This is a genomic window from Paenibacillus sp. FSL H7-0716 (assembly GCF_038002705.1).
GTDB classification, from domain to species: Bacteria; Bacillota; Bacilli; order Paenibacillales; family Paenibacillaceae; genus Paenibacillus_AQ; species Paenibacillus_AQ odorifer.
This window is the reverse complement of the sequence record NZ_JBBODA010000063.1, coordinates 1-18,631: the sequence shown is the minus strand read 5'-3', so window position 1 is coordinate 18,631 and position 18,631 is coordinate 1. Positions and strand designations below refer to the sequence as shown.

Below are 18,631 nucleotides of genomic sequence, written 5' to 3'. Positions count from 1 at the left end.
CCAGTGACACTATTCCCTAGAAACAGGCTCTTATTCGGTACTTTTCAAGCCAATAGCGACTATGCGGTCCGATAGCGACTCAAATATCGAATAATGCTGCATTTAGTGTCATCTGGGTCCTTTAGTTACTGCGGACGCGCAAAGGTTCGCCGGGGCCATTACTGCTGCGGACGCGCAAAGGTTCGCCGGGGCTAGAGCTGAGTTCGTTGTTGCCGAATATGCGAAGAGAATAGTTGGGCCGATTACATACTACTGTGTACGTTCACTTGTTCGCTGGGGCGGTTACTATTCTACTTTTTCAATTGTAATCGGATACATTGCTACAAACTATACTCCCACACCTGGGAGTTTTTTTGTCGTGCAATTATTACAATGAGATACATCACATTTTTATATTGACAGTAATTGTATACGGACTTATGATAAGTCCAGTATAATTGATAACGATTATCATTTAGATATAAAAAAAGGGGTGTTTTTTTTAATGAAATTTACTTATGCTGTCTCTGCAAGTCTACTTGCGGCCTCCATACTGTTCACCGGATGTGCCAATAATAACAATTCTACAAATACTGCTGCCAACAGCACTACAGCCACCAATGCACCGGAGACTGCTGCGGCTACCAATGCGCCGGAGACTGCCACAGCTGACTTCACGTCAGCTATAGATCAATATCGCACATACGTCATCCAGCAATGTGATGAATTTGTGAAGCAAACAGAGAGTTTCACCAACGCTGTAAAAGAGGACAAGATTGATGAGGCTAAGGCGCTCTACGCTCCTGCCCGCATGTATTATGAACGGATTGAGCCTATTGCAGAAGCACTTGGTGACTTGGACCCAAACATCGATGCCCGGGAAAATGATGTAGATGCGGCAGAATGGCGCGGTTTCCACAAGCTTGAGAAAGCACTCTGGCAGGACAATACAACTAAAGACATGACAGAAGTTGCTGACCAATTGCTGAAGGATGCACAGCTGTTGCGTGCGAAAGTTGAGACCGTTGAGATCGACGCGAATCTGCTCGTAACTGGTGCTGTTGAGCTTTTAAATGAGGTCTCCTCCTCCAAAGTAACCGGAGAGGAAGAACGTTACTCGCACACAGACCTGTATGATTTCGTCGCAAACGTTGAGGGTGCACAAAAGATATACGAGCTGTTAAAACCAGAACTAGCTAAAAAAGATGCCGAGCTTGAAAAAACCATTGGTGAACGATTCGCTGCCTTGCAAGCCGAGCTTGCCCCCTTCAAATCCGGAGATGGATATGTTTCCTATGAAGAGCTGAAAGAAGATGAAGTACGTAAACTGAGTCAGAATTTGGACGCCTTGGCTGAGCCATTGTCCAATATGGGAACTATTCTAGGAGTGTGACCCTCATGAATAAACATAACAAGTTTACTGGAGTACCAGGTAATCCTGAAAGTCCCGCTCTTAATGATCAATCGAAGAATGATCCTATATTTGGTAAAAAATTAAGCCGCCGCGATATGCTGCGGCTTACTGGCGCCACTGGCCTTGGTCTTTTGTTAGGGGGCGGAGGTGTCGGTGGAATTATGGCTGCGCGTAATGCTGTAGCTGAGCCAACGAAAGCCGCAGAAGGTGATTCCAGTTCCATTCCTTTTTATGGGAGCCATCAGGCGGGGATTTTGACACCTGCACAGAACTTTATTTATTTTGCTGCCTTTGATTTCACCACAACCAAACTGGCCGATGTGAAAAAACTAATGCAAGCATGGACTACTGCCGCTGCCGCTCTTACTACTGGCGAGCTTATTGGTGACGTGAATGACAATCCCAATCTTCCGCCCTCAGACACCGGGGAAGCGGACGGGCTAAATCCTGCAAGGTGTACGCTGACCTTTGGTGTTGGCCCTTCCTTTTTTGATGAAAGATTCGGCTTAGCTTCGAAACGCCCAGCCCTATTGGCCGATCTTCCGGCATTTGCGGGTGACAATCTTGATCCGAAATGGTGTGGCGGGGATATTTGTGTGCAAGCCTGTGCGGATGATCTGCAGGTCGCATTCCATGCGATCCGCAATCTGGCTCGTATCGCCCGGGGGACTGCTGTACTGCGCTGGACACAGGAAGGTTTTCAACGCACTGGAGCAGCGGATCCCAAGGGGGCTACGCCACGCAATCTTTTGGGTTTCAAAGACGGCACGGGCAATCCCGATACAACCGATAACACTGAAATGAACAAAGTGGTCTGGAACAGCAGCAGTGACGGTCCTTCTTGGATGAGCGGCGGCACTTATATGGCGGTACGCCGGGTACGTCTGCGTATTGAAGTCTGGGATCGTTCTTCGCTAAGTGATCAGGAGGCTACCTTCGGGCGTTATCGTCACACCGGAGCTCCACTCGGAGCTAAGGATGAATTCGATGATCTGGATCTTTCGGCAGCGGACGCTTCCGGGAAACCTGTCATTCCGGCGAATTCACATTCCGCATTGGCGCATGGTGACGGTACAGTCAAAATGCTGCGCCGCTCCTACTCTTTTTCCAGCGGTTTGGACGTCACCACGGGACAGCTTGATGCAGGTTTGTTATTCATTAGCTTTCAACGTGATTTAATGAAACAATTCGTTGCCATTCAGCAGCGCCTCTCTAAGACTGATCTCCTGAACGAATATATGACTCACACCGGCAGTGCGGTATTTGCCTGCTTCCCAGGTGTCCGCAGTGGCGGCTTTATCGGGGAATCACTACTAAGCTAAATTTATGGCTGTCCATTATTGAAGGGGGATTATCCCGATGTTATCTCTTACGCATCCTAAACGGCAAATGCCAAAGGTTGCCTTGCTGATTCTGTTTGGCTTTTTGTGTATGCTTTTGCTCTCCAGCCCCGCGGGGGCGGAGGGCGATGGCACGGTCGACGAGCTCCTGCCGCCGGTCGGCAGCGCGCTCGTCGAAGCCGGCCAGAGCCGCTGGGACGCGGCCGCGGCCGATGTAGAAGTGTTCGCTGCGCTGTGGCGCACCGCGAACACAGGCACGCCGGACCCGGCACTCGCCGGTTCCGCTGCTGCCGTTGACGCCGCGCTTGCAGACGCGACGAAAGCCCTTGCGGCGGGCGGCGGCGAGCCCGCCAAAACCGCACTGTCCACGCTCGCGAGAAGCGTGGACGCGTACGTCACCGCCGCCTCCGGCACGGCCGGCGGTGACACTGGAGCCGCCGGACGCGAGACGGCGGCGAAGCTTTTGCCCGCGGCGGAACGCACGCGGGATGCGGCGCGCAGGGCCGACTGGAGCGCGGCAGCGGCAGCGTACCGCGACATCGTCAGCGGATGGAAGCCGGCGGAGCGCAACATCCGGGCGGACGATTCCGCCGTCTACAGCCTGCTGGAGACGCGAATAAGCCTGCTGCGGATTGCGCTGCAGGCTGAACCGCTCCGCGAGGAGTCGGCGAAATCGGAAGCAGAAGCTCTGTATCAGCTGCTGGCTGATTACAGTGAAGGCAAAACCATTGATGCTGGGGACACTTCCAGTGAACCAGCTTCTATAGAGGGATTAATCAGCTACCTGAACAAAGCTTCCTCCGCTGCCAAAGACAATAACAGCACAGAGGCCGCTAACATCATGGAGCAATTCATCGTAGCCTGGCCTTCTGCCGAAGGGCAAGTCCAGATCGCCTCACCAACAGTCTACAACAATATCGAAAATGAGAGTGCGGCTGTCACAGGTTACCTGCTCTCAAATCCACCTAAACTGGATCAAGCTTTAACCATCATGGACAATATGCTTAGCGAACTAACGCCTTTGGCTGGTGAGACCACTTATAATGCTTGGGATGCCGCTTTGATTTTGTTGCGCGAAGGACTTGAGGCTATTCTCGTCTTGTCAGCACTTCTTGCTTACCTGAAACGTGATGGCAACGCCAAAGCGCAAAAATGGATCTGGTCCGGTGCAGCTGTCGGCCTCATCGCAAGTATCGGATTGGCTGTTGTGCTCACTTATACCATTTCTCGGGCAGCTTCCGGGGGAGCACGGGAGATGATTGAAGGGATTACTGGTCTTGTCGCGGTAGTTATGATGCTCACAATCGGACGCTGGTTACATAGCAAATCAAACACTGCAAATTGGAACAACTACGTGGGTAGGCAAGTTGATGGCGCGCTGGCCAAAGGAAATCTTTGGTCACTGTCCTCCGTTGCAGCGCTTGCTATTTTACGTGAAGGTGCAGAGACTACAATCTTTTATGTGGGTATGGCTCCATCCATCAAGCTGTCTCAATTACTGCTTGGGATTGGATGTGCTCTGATTATTCTTGGTATTGTAGGTTATGCAATTATTGCTTTGAGTGCAAAATTGCCAATTGCCGCCTTCTTCCGTACAGCTACAATTCTGATTTATTACCTAGTATTCCGCTTTCTTGGGGAGAGCATTCACTCGCTTCAGGTCGCCGGCAAACTTCCTGCACATGTACAAGAGGGCTTGCCTTCAATTAACTGGCTTGGCATGTATCCAACTTGGGAAACCTTGCTTCCACAGCTGCTTGTCCTGCTGTTTATTGTGTGGGAGCTGCTTCGGAACAGATCGCCAAAGGCTTCACGAACAGCTTAGTTTTATAAATACAATAGATCTACCGGTCCGTCACGCCCTGGTGGTTACGCCGGTTTAGTCCGGTAATCTCTTGCATTTACAGTCTAATTTATGAAATGGATTCCATAGCAAGCTTTTTATTTGGGAGGTAATTTGCGGACAATATGATAAAATAAAATGACTATACACAAGCACCAAAGGGAGGCTGTTGTACTCTAATGGCTAATATTAAAGAAATTGCCCGTATGGCTGGTGTTTCTGTGACAACAGTCTCGCGGGTGCTCAATAATCACCCTTATGTAAGTGAAGTCAAACGAACCGCAGTCCTAAATACTATTGAAAAATTAAACTACACGCGTAATATGAACGCCGTGCATCTGATCACGGGGCGGACTCAAGCTATAGCTGTTATTATTCCGTATACCAACTTATTTTATTTCTCAGTCATTATTGCAGGCTTGGCTCAAGAAGCACTGCTGGCTCAATACCGGCTCGTTCTCTGCCAAACCGATTATCGTACTGAAGAAGAAATTAAGGTGCTTGAGATGCTGCGGAACAAAGAAATTGACGGTGTAGTTATGGTCTCTTCAACAATGAGCTCAGAAGCTATTGAAGAATATACAGCTTATGGTCCTATTGTGGTATGTCAGGATAGAGGAGAACGCCAATTTTCTTCTGTATATATTGAGCATTATTCTGCTTTTCGCAGCGGCCTTCAATATTTGAATGATAAAGGTTACCGCCATATTGGCTACTGTGAAGGAAGACCACACGGCAGCAGCAGCTCAATCCGGCAAATTGCCTTTAGAGACTTTCTAAAGGCTACAGATCAGCCTTACATTGATGAATGGATGATCTATAACTGTCTGACCGAAGAGGACGGTGCCCGCGTACTTCACCAACTGCTGCAGATGAAAAATCGTCCTGATGCCCTGATTATTTCAGCAGGCGATCATATAGCGGCTGGTTTAATCATCGAAGCTTGGAAAATGGGTATCCGCATTCCTGAGGATCTGGCCGTCATCGGATTTGATGATCAGCCTATCGGCCGAACGTTAGGTCTGACCACTGTAGATAATCAGTTAACTGAAATGGGCATATCCGCTTTTCGGATTATCTATGATCAGATCCAGCGGAATGATGGACAACCCGTCCACCGCAAGCTTGAGTACCGTATTATAGAACGCAATACAGTATAGTATCCCTTTCATCTTATATCTCCGTAATTACATCATTTAACGGTCCACTTTGCAGCCTTCTGCGAGCAGGCCGTTTTTTATTTTTGCATTTTCTCCTCTAGTATTCATTTTTATCCCTTGCTTCCGAATGGAATTTGTTTTATCCTAAGTATGAAAATAATTTTCTACATTCAGTTAATAATTATAAAAATAATTTCAATTTCTCATTGGAACGAGGTGGATGAATGGATGTCCCCAATACTGCATGCACTCGAGCATGAGAAGGCCAAGCTCTCTCAAATGGAACGAAAGCTGGCTGAACGAATTCTCTCCTCACCAGGCGAAATCGTTCATATGGGCATTACAGAATTAGCAGAACAATGCGGAATAAGCCCGGCAACGATCACACGTTTCTGTAAAGTGCTTCATTTTAAAGGCTTTCCAGATTTCAAGGTGAAGCTGGCAGCAGAAATTGCTCATAGTGATGCCGGTCCGCAGGATGGTGGCTCTTCTTATCAAGATATTGTAGCCGGCAACCCACTCTCCGTGATTGTGGAAGCGATGCAGACGAACCATCTGACCTCCATCCGGGATACTACTTCACTGTTAGATCTGGAGCGACTGCAGGCAGCAGTTAATTTATTGTGCCAAGCACGCCGCGTTGATCTATACGGGATGGCGACCTCTTCCATTGTCGCTCAGGATTTCTATCAGAAGCTGATCCGCATAGGCGTAAATTGCACTGCTTTTGCTGATTCCCATATGCAGATTACCTCTGCTTCATCACTCTCCGAAGGTGATGTCGTATTCGCAGTATCCTATTCGGGAGAGACTCCCGAGACCATTGATGCCTTGATGTGCGCGAAAGCTAGCGGAGCAAGCACTATCGCACTAACCTCTTATGGCAGCAGCACCTTGGCTACTCTGGCGGATATCCCCCTATTCTCCTCATCTTTGGAGAAAGGCATGCGCCGGGGAGACATGGCCTCACGCATAGCTCAGCTTCACATCATTGATATTTTGTTCACTGGAATGGTCAGCACCCGTTTTGGGGATTTTATTCCTAGACTGGAGCAATCTTATCTCAATGTCCAACAATACCGAAACAAACGAGGAGGACAATCCTAATGAATATTCTAAAGTTCCATAGTGATGAAGATTTCGTACAAACGGGTGCGAATCTTATCGCCAGCCTGTTGCAAAGCAATCCTAAAGCCGTGCTCGGTCTTGCGACCGGAAGCTCTCCAGTTGGTGTTTATGCCAAATTGGTTGAAATGCATCAAAAAGGACTTGTGAGTTTCTCTAAAGCAACTTCCTTTAATCTGGATGAGTATATCGGCTTGCCTGTCGACCATCCACAGAGCTATCGCAGTTTCATGAACGAGCAATTATTTAACCATATAGATATTGATCCAGGACAGACACATATCCCTAACGGAAACGCAGCGGATATGGAAGCAGAATGCCTTGCATACGATAAAATGCTGGAAGAAAACGGACCCGTTGACTTGCAGATACTCGGTATTGGCAGCAACGGCCACATTGGATTCAACGAACCCGATGCTAACCTCAGCAGCAAAACCCATGTCGTTGACCTGCTTGAAGATACCCGGGAAGCGAATGCCAGATTCTTCGACAGTTTGGACGAAGTCCCTCGGCAAGCGATCACGATGGGCATTGGAGGCATCCTAAAAGCGCGCCAAATCCTCTTAATAGTTCGTGGTGCCGGCAAAGCTGAAGCCATCCGCAATGCTGTTGAAGGCCCGATTACAACCCAATGCCCTGCATCCTTGCTGCAGAGCCATCCAAATGTAATCGTTCTCGTAGATGAAGGAGCAGGCAAATGGCTGAAATAAATAAAGAATTAGAACAGTTGCTGTTAGGTAAGGTACTGACTCCCCAAGGTTTAATTGAGCACGGTGTGATTGCCGTATCTGGAGAGCAGATTCACTATGCTGGCGATGCGGCTTGGCTTCCAGAGCGTTACGCGCATTGGCCTGCCAGTGGTCAAGCAACGGATCTTCTGATCCCCGGATTTGTAGATGTACATGTTCATGGTGGAGCTGGCCACGACTTTATGTACAGTGATACTGAATCGCTGAATGCCATCACTAAGTTCCATAGTTCCCAAGGAACAACAACAATGCTGGCTACAACCATGACCGCTTCCAAGTCTGCTATTGACCAAGTATTCTCCGAAGTCAGCGCTTATCGCGCGGCTGAAATGCCTTACACACAAATTGCAGGCATGCATCTGGAAGGACCTTTCATCAGCCCGAAATGGTCCGGCGCACAAAATCCAGAGCATATTGTTCCTGCCAATATTGAGTGGCTAGCACAATGGGAGAACGATTATCCAGGAATGATCCGGCAAGTCACGCTTGCTCCGGAACGTGAAGGTGCACTCGAGGCTATTCTCTGGCTGCGCAAGCACGGTATAACTGCAGCGCTCGGGCATACGGATGCCTCCTTTGAAGAGGTTATTGCCGCAGCAGATGCTGGACTTAACCAAGCCGTGCATATGTTCAATGCGATGACACCCCTACATCACCGTAAGCCTGGAGCGGCTGGAGCTATTTTGTTCGATAAGCGAATTCGCGCAGAGATTATAGCCGACGGGATTCATGTTCATCCCGCAGCCATTTCTATATTGACCCGTCTCAAGAAAGAGAACAATTTATTACTGATTACTGATGCCATGTCTGCAACTGGACTTAGTGATGGTGAATATACAATCGGTGATTTACCTGTACTCGTTCAAGATGGCATCGCCACCCTTAAAGATAACCCTGCTGCTCTAGCTGGAAGCACACTTACGATGATTCGCGGCTTCCGTTATCTGATCCAAGAGGTAGGACTCAGTTTGGAAGAAGCCTCCCGTGCTGCAAGCCTTACGCCAGCGACATCCATTGGAATGGAACGTAGCATTGGCTCCTTGGAGGCTGGAAAACGCGGCGATATCCTGCGCCTTGATGCTGAATTTAATATTCGCGGCGTATGGATCGGCGGACGTCCAATCACCACTTAATAAAATTAGCTCCAAACAAAAAAGCAACAATTCTCTCCAGATGGTGAGATTGTTGCTTTTTATTTAGATCACAAAAATCATTAATAATTACGTGTTGGGAAAATTCGTTCAACCATGGTGCGGAATTCATCCACAAATCCTTTTATCGGATGACCGGCACGAGCCTCTTCAGCATAAACATTGGCGCGTTCCACGAAGTCAGGATTTGCTGATACGTATACATCCTTAATTCTCGCATCATGTTTTTTAACTTCTGCAGCAATTTTATCTTTAATTGCTTTGGTAACTGTTTCTGTTTCTCTTGTATTTATGGTGTTATTTGTGTTATTCGTACTATTGGTGTTATACATATGCGTCGAATTACTTCTGTAATTCGTATCATGGGTACTAGGAGTGGTACTGCGCATGCCCATTCCAGTTCCCATACCTTTTCCTATCCCCATATCTACATCATGTTTCGAGCCGTTGCTGTTCAGCAGAGGACCATTATTATAAGTATGGTTTCTTGTCGTACCTGTCCCCATAGTACCTGTACCTGTACCTGTACCTGTTCCCAACATACCCGCTCCCAAATTACCCATGCCATTGATTCCATTTCTGGTTGCCGGTCCAGTACTTGTTGTACCAGGAACTGTATTTACAGTACCTCTTAAGGCTCCGTTCATACCATTTGTTACGGCTCCAGTATCATTCATTCCATCACGGCCAATTTTCACTCTTCCTGTACCAGACATTACGCCAGTCGGTCCATAATTGTGAGGAGTGGTTGAGGATTTTGCCCGATACGATGGAGTCCCTTTGGCTCGCAGGCCAGCAGTTGCATCATTTAAAGTAACTGCTACATACGCGCTTTTTCCTGCAAGCATTACATTCGCTGAGCGGACTTCAGGCATAGCAGCAATTCGATCTGCAAGCTCTTGACTGACTTCCATCTTAGTGATGTTATGCGTACCGCCGCGTACGGAGTTTACACCAATACGTCCATCATTAACTCCCCGGACACTATTGGTTTGCACATTCGATTTTTCTGCCGTATTGGTTCCACACCCCGTAATACTCACCAAGCCGAGAAGCAATGCAGCTGAGACTGACATACTGATCTTGGATCGCAACATGAATTCATCCTCCATCTCTAATGTTGTATGTGTGCAGTGTACGATCGTTAGGATGACCTTCTGAAGAACAAGCTATCCTGAAAGGATTTGGAACTATGCCGCTTTGACCGTCACCCGCGAGTGCAGATCGGCGTATCTTATAAACAGTAAGCCATATCTCAACAAGTCGGTAATGCTCCGCAAAAGTCAGGAGGCTTGTGCATGAAGGTTCTATTTACGTTTTATGTACCGAGTGGCGGGGTGGAGACATTAAATAAGCTGCGATGTGAAAGTCTCCAGCGAAGCGGGATCGAATGCCATGTTTTATATCTAATGCCGGGTTCAGGCCAGAATACGACCAATTTTCCGGTATTTGTCTCATCTTCAGATGAAGAAATTAGAAATTTGCTGGAGACCCATAATTACGATGCCATTATTGTTACATCTGATTATTTATTACTGAAACGTCTGCGTGAACTCGGTTACCGCGGTATTATGATATACGAATCTCAAGGCCTTGGAAAACGCAGTCATGCGGAAACTCTGATCAGAGATGCCGTCCCTTATTTCCGTTCTTATTGTAATGCAGTACTAATCCCGCCAACCGATCATTTATTGGAGCTGTTTATTGAAATCTGTCCCTGGCTGCATCGTTATGTAATTCCGAATATTGTTGATGTCCAGTCTTTTCAGCATATCCCCGCTGAACCTCCCGCTAATCCGGTTATCGCTTGGGTAGGCCGGCTAGAGAGCAATAAAAATTGGCGGGAATATTTGAGAATCGCCCATGAAATTCGCCTTTATAAACCAGATATTCATTTGTGGATGTTCCATGATCCTAATTTAGCCGCAGAGGATCAGAAACAATCCTTTCAGGAGGAGCTACACGCCTTAGGGCTGAATGATCGTCTAAGTACTTTTACCAATATTCCTAATCATGTAATGCCAATTTATTATTCCTCAATCGCTAATTCTGGTGGCTTCCTGTTATCCACCTCCATTACAGAAGGATTTGGATATGCTGTTGCCGAAGCGATTTGCTGCACTTGTCCCGTACTTAGTACAGATTCCGATGGTGTCAGATCCTTTATTGTTCATAATGTCACGGGTAAATTTTACCCGCTAGGCAATATTCCAACTGCCGTCAACGAAGGACTGGAGCTTATGAACAATATTCCTCTGCGAGAGGGTCTCCGCCAGCAAGGAAGAGGATATATGGTCTCACGCTTTGGAACAGAAAAGTATGCGGAATCTTTTCGTGAAATGATGAATTCCTATGCCATCTTCTAACCGAAATCACGCAAAAAAACCTTCAAGCCACTTCTCAAGTGGTATTGAAGGTTTTTTGTATTTTAAGGACATATTATTAAGAGTTCCTCGCTACGATCTCAAACAGTGCATTCTGAAACAATTGTGTGCTTTTTTCCCAAGTGAAATGCTGTGAATCCTGCTCCCCCTTACGAGCCAGCCGCTGGCGTAAATCCGGGTCTTTAATTAAGGTTATGATATCATCCGCAAGCCGATTCTCAAACCGGTAGGACATTAAGCAGTTATGGCCATGCCTGCCATATTCCATATTCCCACCGGAGTAAACAGTAACGAGTGCTGCTCCACAACGCATAGCCTCGATGCCTGGTAGCGATCCCGTATCATACGTACTTGAGCTTACAAAAATATCGCTCTCACTATAATGGTAACAAAGCTCAGTATCATTTGCAGGAGTCCTTATATGATATCGTTCATCCGCTAATAATGTTTGAAGTGTAGTCGATTCAGCAAATTCACCAGGAGGAATAATCAAATACAGTTCAACTTCTGGATGAAATCTTCTGACCCGATTTAACTGTTCAAGCAAATAGTCTTGTTCACGATGGCCTGAGAATCCACCCTCTGGCTTTCGCATAACCGCGGAAACTACAAGCTTATTTTCAGGTTCACGAATGTTCAAATTTCTAAAAACAGGATTCACACCAATGGGCACGATTGTCCCCTTAATCCCATGATTCATCTGGACGATTTCTTGCTGCCAACGGGATAGTACAAGCAGATTGCTAGTTAAATTATAGGATGCAAAAGAACGGCTATTGTCAGGTAAAAAAGTGGGCTCGTAGCAAAGCGCTAAACGAATATGAATCCCTTTCCCCTCATTACTTGCCTGCTGCGATACCTCGACTGTGGTATAAAAGTTGGAGACAATCACGTCCCCCACTGGAAAATCGCTGGCCGACAAATCACCATCTGCCGCATAACGCAATTCACAATTTATCTCGTATTCAACGACACCATCGCTGGGCAAGAGGATCGTAATTTCATGACCGATCTCTGACAGACGATTAGCCAGTTCTGCCAGCATCCGTTGTGCTCCGCCCCTAGATAGAGTTAGAACAGGAAATATTAATTTCATTCCCCTCTCTCCTTTAGCAGCAGATGCGATAGAACCCCATGATGGTTTGCTTGTACCTGTTCTATCTCTCTTTTCTGCGCCTCACTATGAATCACTGAGCCCATCTCTTGATGCACTCGATAATCAAGCTGCGGATACTCAATATAAGACCAGCTAAAATGCGGTAAAATACGCAGCCATAAATCATAGTCTTGAGTATATAACAACATTTCATCGAACGTTCCTACAGCACGAAATATATCCATATGAAGAAGAACTGTACTCCCATTCACCGGACAACCCAACATCATAGTCTCAATAAAATGGGCTCTGCTGCTAAAAAGCATACTTACCGTATCTGAGATCCGTTCTCCCTGCTCATTTATATAATAATAGGCTGTATAGTTAAACAAAGTACCCGTACTTTTGAGCTTTTCTATTTGGTTTTTGATTTTATCCGGGTGAAATTGATCATCTGCACTGAGCCAGGCAAAATACGTTCCGGTAGCCACTTCTATCCCTTTGTTCAAAGCAGAAGCTGTCCCTCCATTACTTTTTTGTATATAAATGATTCTGTCACGGAAGGGGGCCAACTTCTCCAGCCATAGGGTAGAACCGTCATCGACTACAATAAGTTCTATATTCGGATAGCTTTGATCCAAGACACTTTGGATGGCGAGATCCACATACGAACAGTTATAAAATGGGATGATCACCGATACTTTAGGTTCTTCACTCATACGCGCTCACCTCCTTCACCCGGAGCTCAACTTTTATACTGTTTTACAAGCAAGCAGGGCATCTACTGGTGCATGGCCCTCCCCGAATGCTTCACGAAACGATGGGTTTTGGGCATGATGGAAGCCTTTAAGTACCGTTACCTCATATCCAAGTGCAATAAAATCCTCCGGCTCCCATCCGCTCCGATGCTTTTGAAAATACTCTCCCTGCAAATGATAATGATCCATACCCTCCTGTGGAAAAAAGCCCCGAGGGGTAAATACAACTACTCGGTTATTGGCGATTCTTTCGGCCATCCCTAGCAGAGTCTTCGCTTCATTTTTATTAAAGTGCTCTATTGAATCAATAAAGGTAACCGCTGAAAATGTTTTGGGGAGGAATAATTTATCCATATGACTGGCATCTGCATGTACCGGAATAATATGAGGTGACTTATATTGACGATGCAGCAGGTACGGCCTGTGAATTTCTAATCCAAGCACTACTGCGGCTTCATATCGTTCAAGCAGGGTACCGGTGCCGCTGCCGATATCCAGAATACTCTCGCAGAATTTCAACTGTTCCAGTAAGACTGGCAGAAAGTCATTCACTTCAATTTCCCGGTACATTACCTTCAGCCCCCCATAGAAGAAATCAAGTGCTGCAGCGAATTTTTGTAGCGGGCATTGGTCGCAGCTGCCTCTGCCATAATTACATCAAAATATTTGATCGTTCCCATGCCCTCATGCGTCCGGTAAGCTGTGAGTGATTGATTCAACATCACCGGTGGATATCCGTTCAGAATGGCGCGGAACCATAAGTCATAATCATGGGTGTAAGGAAGTGATTCATCAAAAAGTCCGATGGCTCCAAACACCTCTCGTTTAAACATCACCGTACAGCCATTAATGGGATTACCGTGTAAAAAACAACGTAAGTAATCCAGGTGACTAGGAAACAATGGCGCAGCATTCAGCTGAACCAGCTGCGATTGAGCGTTAATATAATTAAAGTTGGTATAGGAGATTAACAAGTGGTTCTGCTCCATGAACAGAACCTGATTGTTGATCTTATCCCGATAAAATAAATCATCCGAGCTAAGCCAGACCACATAGTCACCCGTTGCATTCAATATGCCGTGATTCAATGCGGAGGCGGTTCCCCCATTGCCTTTGCCCAAATAATGAATTCGGGAAAGATACGGTGTAATTAGATTGCTATGGGCATGCGAGCCGTCATCGACAATAATGATTTCGTAAGGTTCCCAAGACTGGGAGAACGCACTTTGCAGGGCGTGCTCAATATAAGGACAATTATAAAAAGGAATCACTACCGAAACCTTCGGTCTCATAACAACCTCCCCTCCCCGCTAACTCGGTAATAATTCAAAATATCCATTAACGATTGGCTAAGTCCAATTTCCGGACGCCAGCCCAGTGAAGTCACATCAGCCTCAGGGGTTGATGCTTCCGAACGAACCTGCTTATCTGCTGTGGCTGCGATCTCTGAAATAGCCCGTTCAGCATCTGCGGGTCCCCAGTCCATTGGCACTGGACCTACAGAATGACTGAGCAACTGCTCCGCGATCTCCCCGAGTTCCCACTGCTTCCCTGAATCGATGCGATAGATGGTTCCATTTGTACCTTTACGCAAAATATAATCATAAGCTCTAACGGCATCTCTAACATCTAAAAAATCACGCATCGCATAACGAGAAGAGAGCTTAAATGGAGGTATTTCCTCATCTGGCTGGACTTCACTTCGAACAATGTGCTGTGCTAATAAAGAGCAGAAGCCGGTGGAAGGACCGGGACCAATCAGATTACAGGGCTCAGCCAGCAGAACCGGCTGTTTAAATAAGGTGCCCCAAGCGAGGGACACCAGCTCTTCTATTGTTTTGCTAAGACTGTACGGGTGTGGTGGCCCAGCCACCACACCCGGTTTGAACTTAAGTCTGGAGCCAGCCACTAGAATCCGACTGCTCGGCAGGCTTCGCATGGCCTCCAGTAAATATAAGGTGGCCATCACATTGGTCTCCATATAAAGCAAGGGATTAAGCCATGACTCGGGTACAGAGTTCTTCCCAGCCAAATGAAGGACAGCGTCCGGTGCAGTTTGCTTGATCATCTCAGCTACTGCTTTCCGGTCACTTAAATCACAAACATAAATCTTTACTCCTTCTGGAAAAAGAGTGGAGGCAGCTGTCGATTGCGGCCGCAATACAGCGATAACCTCAGCCCCTCCTGCCGAAAATAATCGAACCGCATGTTGCCCGGTAAATCCACCGGCTCCGGTAATCAGAAGTCTTTGCCCTGTCATAAATACATCTCTGACTGTTTCATCCAGTCAGCCAGTTCTTGCAGCATTAAAGGATATGAAGGCAGCGGCAAGAGGACATCCGCTCTTGTATTCACCAGTGTACGATCCTGAATATGTTCATCCTCAGGGATGATCTCCACATTTTCTTTATGAAAAGCCGCCTGAATATGCTGAAGCAGCTCATATTTACTTACCGGCTCTGGATGCGCTAAATGGATCAGCCCCGATACGGGGGAATCCAGCATTACATCCACTGCTTTGGCTAATTGGAGCGTTGTGACCCCGTTCCACATCACCCGCCGGTATCCTGAAACTTTACCACTCTGCGCCAGGAACCAATCCATCAGACCAATACCGCCAGAGCGGATTTCGGGACCAATAATGGAAGTGCGAATCGTAAGATGCCCGGGTTTTTGCACCTCACCGAGACTTTTAGAAATTGCATATACAGAGGTTCCATCAGGAGCATCCTCTTCGGTGTACCCTCCGCGTGTTCCTTCGAACACGCAGTCGGTACTGATATGAATGAGCCTTGCCTGAACATCCTCCGCCTTTCGCCACAAGTGATGAGGGAGAAAGCCATTCACGTGGTAAGCCCCAATTTTGTCACGCTCCGCGAATTGATTGAGAACCCCCATTGCGTTGATAATGCAATGAGGGGAAACGATATCGACCAGCTTCTCAACTCCGGCTATATCGTTCGCATCTACATACAGCCCGCCAAGATCGCTCTTATCCCGGGTTGTATGGAAGACGTGATGCTTGCCCTGGCGGCGAAAATAATCCGCCAGCATATGCCCCGCCATACCGTTTCCACCTAGGATAAGCAGCTTCATTGCAGGAACCCTCCCCGGATCAAGATGCTTTTGATCTCTTCCCGATCCATCAGATTCGTCTCTGAACTGAAGCTATTGAATGAGACGTGAGGATATGCGCTATAATGTGCCTTTAATTCCGGCATGTTCAGCGTAGGGAGAATTACTAGATACTGCTCATCGTAGACAACGGTAGTTAAGCTTTCGAAATCGCTCATCAGAATCTCGTGGATTTTCTCTCCCGGACGAATCCCGGTCTCGACAATACTCACATTGGACTCTCCGGAAGCTTCAATCAGCACCTCAGCAAGATCGATAATTCGGCAGGTAGGCATAGTCATGACGAAGATTTCTCCACCCAAGCTAACCTCAGAAGCTTTAAATAATAACGTAATAGCATCGCGTAGGGTAAAAAAGAAGCGGGTCATTTTCATATCCGTAATGCGTACCTGACCCTTATCTTTAATCTGCTTCATGAATAAATGCACTACGCTGCCGTTCGTTCCAAGCACATTACCTCCGCGTACAGTAACGAACCGGGTGTTTGAGCCAATCAGATTGGCATACACGAACAATTTTTCCCCGATCGCTTTGGTCATTCCATAGAAGTTGGATGGGTTCGCAGCCTTATCGGTAGAGATGTAAATTGCTTTCTCGACGCCATTTACAATGGCAGCTTCGATCACATTTTGAGTTCCCACTACATTGGTTTTGAGTGCTTCATAAGGCTGATCTTCACAGACTGGAACATGTTTGAGCGCCGCCAGATGAAAGATATAATCAACGCCACGGCAGGCTGCAATCAGCGCATCCTTGTCACGGATATCGCCAATGATAAAGCTGAGACGTTGATCTTCAAACTCCCGGCTCATCGCCACTTGAGCGGATTCACTGCGGGAGAATACGATGATTTCCTTAGGATTTTGTGGCAGAAGTTGCCTAATTAGTTCATGCCCCCAGGAACCAGTTCCGCCTGTGACCACAATCCTTTTATTATTGAACATGCAGGTTCCCTCCAAGCAAGAATTTAACTACCTTGACCGAAACATCCGGAGTCATGTATCCTTCCGGTGCCTCCCAATCCCGATTGAGCGCAGTCATCAGCTTGACGCTGCGCAGAATACTTTTCTGATCTACACCTGAGACTACATTGCTGCCACAATCCACTGTTTCTGGACGTTCCGTCGTTCTGCGAATCGTAACTGTTGGCACTTTCATCAAGCAGCATTCCTCCTGTACAGTCCCGCTGTCGGTGATGGCACATAAGGCGTGCTGTTCCAAATAGACAAAATCAAAAAATCCGAAAGGTTCATGAAATTCAACTAGTGGGTTCATTGGAAGGGAAAATTGCTCAGTAAGTTTGGAGCGAGTGCGAGGATGAATGCTGCATATTAAACGAATTCCAAAATGCTCAGCCACTGCGTTAAGACCCGACATAATTTGTACAAGGGACTCTGGATCATCTACATTCTCAGCACGGTGAGCCGTGACTAGGAAATACTGTCCTGAGGTAAGCTTCAGCTGCTCCAGAATGTCGCTGGTCTGGATTTTGTGCTCAAAATGGGTCATGACCTCATGGATCGGATTTCCTGTTAACACGATACGCCTGCTGGGGAAACCTTCGCTGATTAGATGCCTTTTGCTCTGCTGCGTATAAGGCATATTAATGGTCGAAACGGCGTCGATGACACGGCGGTTTTTCTCTTCTGGTACTTGGAGGTCATAGCAGCGGTTGCCCGCTTCCATATGCACCACCGGAATTCCCATACGTTCAGCCAAAATCGCGCATAACGCGCTGTTCGTATCGCCCAGAAGCAAAACGCGATCTGGTTGTTCTTTTAGTAAAATACTTTCTAACCCTCCGAACATGGCGGCAAGCTGGCCGCCTAGTCCTGCTTGTTTATCCTGCAGCACATAATCTGGTGCCCGCAGTCCCAGCTCAGCAAAGAAAATCCCGCTGAGACTGGCGGTGAAGTTCTGGCCTGTATGCACCAGGATGTGCCGCTCAGCATGTTCGTCGAGAAGCGGAATGATTACACTGAGGCGAATGATTTCAGGCCTCGTGCCTAAAATCGTCATGATCTTCATGAGTTCACTCCCCTGCCTGTTTAATTATGGTCTGACTTGGCTCAGTCAGCGGACTGTGCTCTGGTTGCTGGATTGAGCTCTTTTTGCGGGATTTATACCGCTCATTTGGCTCAGGTTGCTGGAATGAGATCAATAAGCGGGATTTTTACCGCTCATTTGGCTCAGGTTGCTGGAATGAGATCAATAAGCGGGATTTATACCGCTCATTTGGCTCAGGTTGCTGGATTGAGATCAATAAGCGGGAATTATACCGCTCATTTGGCTCAGGTTGCTGGATTGAGATCAATAAGCGGGATTTATACCGCTCATTTGGCTCAGGTTGCTGGATTGAGATCAATAAGCGGGAATTATACCGTTCTTTGGGCTCATCTAGCTAAATTCGCTGCATTCGAGAGCAGATATGCCCCTCTTTGCGCTCCGCTTGCTACTTCGCTGCAATCGAGGCATTTACGCCGCGCGCCGCCGTCCA

General features: G+C 47.2%; 18 protein-coding genes. 9 read left to right on the top strand and 9 right to left on the bottom strand.

From position 1 onward, the window contains the following. The first annotated feature begins 484 nt into the window (after positions 1–484). The 7 genes from efeO to nagA all read left to right on the top strand — a co-directional run bounded on the left by efeO (position 485) and on the right by nagA (position 8,743). Positions 485–1,372 carry an iron uptake system protein EfeO gene (gene efeO, locus MHH60_RS32740; RefSeq protein ID WP_076134249.1) on the top strand — a complete coding sequence of 296 codons (888 nt, stop codon included), beginning with the start codon at positions 485–487 and terminating at the stop codon, positions 1,370–1,372. A gap of 5 nt (positions 1,373–1,377) precedes the next feature. Beyond that, on the top strand, positions 1,378–2,715 hold the full coding sequence (gene efeB, locus MHH60_RS32735; RefSeq protein WP_076134247.1) for an iron uptake transporter deferrochelatase/peroxidase subunit: 1,338 nt from the start codon (positions 1,378–1,380) through the stop codon (positions 2,713–2,715). A 238-nt stretch (positions 2,716–2,953) separates the two neighbouring features. Continuing rightward, a complete protein-coding gene (locus MHH60_RS32730) occupies positions 2,954–4,558 on the top strand; it encodes an FTR1 family iron permease (RefSeq protein ID WP_256715076.1) in 1,605 nt (534 codons plus the stop codon). Positions 4,559–4,755: 197 nt separating this feature from the next. Then, positions 4,756–5,736, top strand: a complete 981-nt coding sequence (locus MHH60_RS32725) for a LacI family DNA-binding transcriptional regulator (RefSeq protein ID WP_076134246.1) — start codon at positions 4,756–4,758, stop codon at positions 5,734–5,736. Between the two features lie 228 nt (positions 5,737–5,964). Further along, positions 5,965–6,843 carry a MurR/RpiR family transcriptional regulator gene (locus MHH60_RS32720; RefSeq protein ID WP_076134245.1) on the top strand — a complete coding sequence of 293 codons (879 nt, stop codon included), beginning with the start codon at positions 5,965–5,967 and terminating at the stop codon, positions 6,841–6,843. Continuing rightward, on the top strand, positions 6,843–7,571 hold the full coding sequence (gene nagB, locus MHH60_RS32715; protein WP_076134244.1) for a glucosamine-6-phosphate deaminase: 729 nt from the start codon (positions 6,843–6,845) through the stop codon (positions 7,569–7,571). The genes MHH60_RS32720 and nagB overlap by 1 nt, the downstream gene beginning before the upstream one ends. After that, on the top strand, positions 7,559–8,743 hold the full coding sequence (gene nagA, locus MHH60_RS32710; RefSeq protein WP_076134243.1) for an N-acetylglucosamine-6-phosphate deacetylase: 1,185 nt from the start codon (positions 7,559–7,561) through the stop codon (positions 8,741–8,743). The genes nagB and nagA overlap by 13 nt, the downstream gene beginning before the upstream one ends. Before the next feature lie 80 nt (positions 8,744–8,823). On the opposite strand, the gene MHH60_RS32705 is transcribed toward nagA, so the two are convergent. After that, a complete protein-coding gene (locus tag MHH60_RS32705; RefSeq protein ID WP_076134241.1) occupies positions 8,824–9,858 on the bottom strand; it encodes a YhcN/YlaJ family sporulation lipoprotein in 1,035 nt (344 codons plus the stop codon). A 201-nt stretch (positions 9,859–10,059) separates the two neighbouring features. Between MHH60_RS32705 and MHH60_RS32700 the strand changes: the two genes are divergently transcribed. Further along, a complete protein-coding gene (locus MHH60_RS32700; protein ID WP_076134240.1) occupies positions 10,060–11,127 on the top strand; it encodes a glycosyltransferase family 4 protein in 1,068 nt (355 codons plus the stop codon). Between the two features lie 76 nt (positions 11,128–11,203). Here MHH60_RS32700 and MHH60_RS32695 read toward each other — a convergent pair whose 3' ends face one another. From MHH60_RS32695 to wecB, 8 genes are read right to left on the bottom strand one after another with little or no spacing between them, the layout of a single operon-like run. Next, positions 11,204–12,241 carry a glycosyltransferase family 4 protein gene (locus MHH60_RS32695; RefSeq protein WP_076134238.1) on the bottom strand — a complete coding sequence of 346 codons (1,038 nt, stop codon included), beginning with the start codon at positions 12,239–12,241 and terminating at the stop codon, positions 11,204–11,206. Continuing rightward, complete coding sequence (locus tag MHH60_RS32690; protein WP_076134237.1) at positions 12,238–12,960, bottom strand: glycosyltransferase family 2 protein; 723 nt, start codon at positions 12,958–12,960, stop codon at positions 12,238–12,240. Before MHH60_RS32690 ends, MHH60_RS32695 begins: the two co-directional genes overlap by 4 nt. Before the next feature lie 33 nt (positions 12,961–12,993). Continuing rightward, positions 12,994–13,569 carry a class I SAM-dependent methyltransferase gene (locus tag MHH60_RS32685; RefSeq protein ID WP_076134236.1) on the bottom strand — a complete coding sequence of 192 codons (576 nt, stop codon included), beginning with the start codon at positions 13,567–13,569 and terminating at the stop codon, positions 12,994–12,996. A 5-nt stretch (positions 13,570–13,574) separates the two neighbouring features. Continuing rightward, positions 13,575–14,291, bottom strand: a complete 717-nt coding sequence (locus MHH60_RS32680; protein ID WP_076134235.1) for a glycosyltransferase — start codon at positions 14,289–14,291, stop codon at positions 13,575–13,577. Further along, positions 14,288–15,259: an NAD-dependent epimerase/dehydratase family protein gene (locus MHH60_RS32675; RefSeq protein WP_076134233.1), complete on the bottom strand. Its 972-nt coding sequence runs from the start codon at positions 15,257–15,259 to the stop codon at positions 14,288–14,290. Before MHH60_RS32675 ends, MHH60_RS32680 begins: the two co-directional genes overlap by 4 nt. Further along, complete coding sequence (locus tag MHH60_RS32670) at positions 15,256–16,095, bottom strand: dTDP-4-dehydrorhamnose reductase family protein (RefSeq protein WP_076130430.1); 840 nt, start codon at positions 16,093–16,095, stop codon at positions 15,256–15,258. The genes MHH60_RS32675 and MHH60_RS32670 overlap by 4 nt, the downstream gene beginning before the upstream one ends. After that, a complete protein-coding gene (locus MHH60_RS32665) occupies positions 16,092–17,078 on the bottom strand; it encodes a polysaccharide biosynthesis protein (RefSeq protein ID WP_036679704.1) in 987 nt (328 codons plus the stop codon). Before MHH60_RS32665 ends, MHH60_RS32670 begins: the two co-directional genes overlap by 4 nt. Next, entirely contained in the window at positions 17,068–18,162 is a 1,095-nt protein-coding gene (wecB, locus tag MHH60_RS32660) for a non-hydrolyzing UDP-N-acetylglucosamine 2-epimerase (protein WP_076103696.1), read from the bottom strand. The genes MHH60_RS32665 and wecB overlap by 11 nt, the downstream gene beginning before the upstream one ends. 123 nt (positions 18,163–18,285) lie before the next feature. On the opposite strand from wecB, the gene MHH60_RS32655 reads away from it, so the two are divergent. Then, on the top strand, positions 18,286–18,631 hold a 346-nt coding region (locus tag MHH60_RS32655), incomplete at its 3' end, for a hypothetical protein (RefSeq protein ID WP_341161216.1).

What these genes read in the sequence shown, in the direction of transcription:
- MHH60_RS32720 (WP_076134245.1), top strand. Translation starts at nt 5,965, where the DNA reads ATGTCCCCAATACTGCATGCACTCGAGCATGAGAAGGCCAAGCTCTCT.
- MHH60_RS32670 (WP_076130430.1), bottom strand. Translation starts at nt 16,095, where the DNA reads ATGAAGCTGCTTATCCTAGGTGGAAACGGTATGGCGGGGCATATGCTG.
- efeB (WP_076134247.1), top strand. Translation starts at nt 1,378, where the DNA reads ATGAATAAACATAACAAGTTTACTGGAGTACCAGGTAATCCTGAAAGT.
- MHH60_RS32690 (WP_076134237.1), bottom strand. Translation starts at nt 12,960, where the DNA reads ATGAGTGAAGAACCTAAAGTATCGGTGATCATCCCATTTTATAACTGT.
- MHH60_RS32675 (WP_076134233.1), bottom strand. Translation starts at nt 15,259, where the DNA reads ATGACAGGGCAAAGACTTCTGATTACCGGAGCCGGTGGATTTACCGGG.
- nagA (WP_076134243.1), top strand. Translation starts at nt 7,559, where the DNA reads ATGGCTGAAATAAATAAAGAATTAGAACAGTTGCTGTTAGGTAAGGTA.
- MHH60_RS32725 (WP_076134246.1), top strand. Translation starts at nt 4,756, where the DNA reads ATGGCTAATATTAAAGAAATTGCCCGTATGGCTGGTGTTTCTGTGACA.
- MHH60_RS32705 (WP_076134241.1), bottom strand. Translation starts at nt 9,858, where the DNA reads ATGTTGCGATCCAAGATCAGTATGTCAGTCTCAGCTGCATTGCTTCTC.
- MHH60_RS32665 (WP_036679704.1), bottom strand. Translation starts at nt 17,078, where the DNA reads ATGTTCAATAATAAAAGGATTGTGGTCACAGGCGGAACTGGTTCCTGG.
- wecB (WP_076103696.1), bottom strand. Translation starts at nt 18,162, where the DNA reads ATGAAGATCATGACGATTTTAGGCACGAGGCCTGAAATCATTCGCCTC.
- efeO (WP_076134249.1), top strand. Translation starts at nt 485, where the DNA reads ATGAAATTTACTTATGCTGTCTCTGCAAGTCTACTTGCGGCCTCCATA.
- MHH60_RS32695 (WP_076134238.1), bottom strand. Translation starts at nt 12,241, where the DNA reads ATGAAATTAATATTTCCTGTTCTAACTCTATCTAGGGGCGGAGCACAA.
- MHH60_RS32700 (WP_076134240.1), top strand. Translation starts at nt 10,060, where the DNA reads ATGAAGGTTCTATTTACGTTTTATGTACCGAGTGGCGGGGTGGAGACA.
- MHH60_RS32685 (WP_076134236.1), bottom strand. Translation starts at nt 13,569, where the DNA reads ATGTACCGGGAAATTGAAGTGAATGACTTTCTGCCAGTCTTACTGGAA.
- MHH60_RS32680 (WP_076134235.1), bottom strand. Translation starts at nt 14,291, where the DNA reads ATGAGACCGAAGGTTTCGGTAGTGATTCCTTTTTATAATTGTCCTTAT.
- nagB (WP_076134244.1), top strand. Translation starts at nt 6,843, where the DNA reads ATGAATATTCTAAAGTTCCATAGTGATGAAGATTTCGTACAAACGGGT.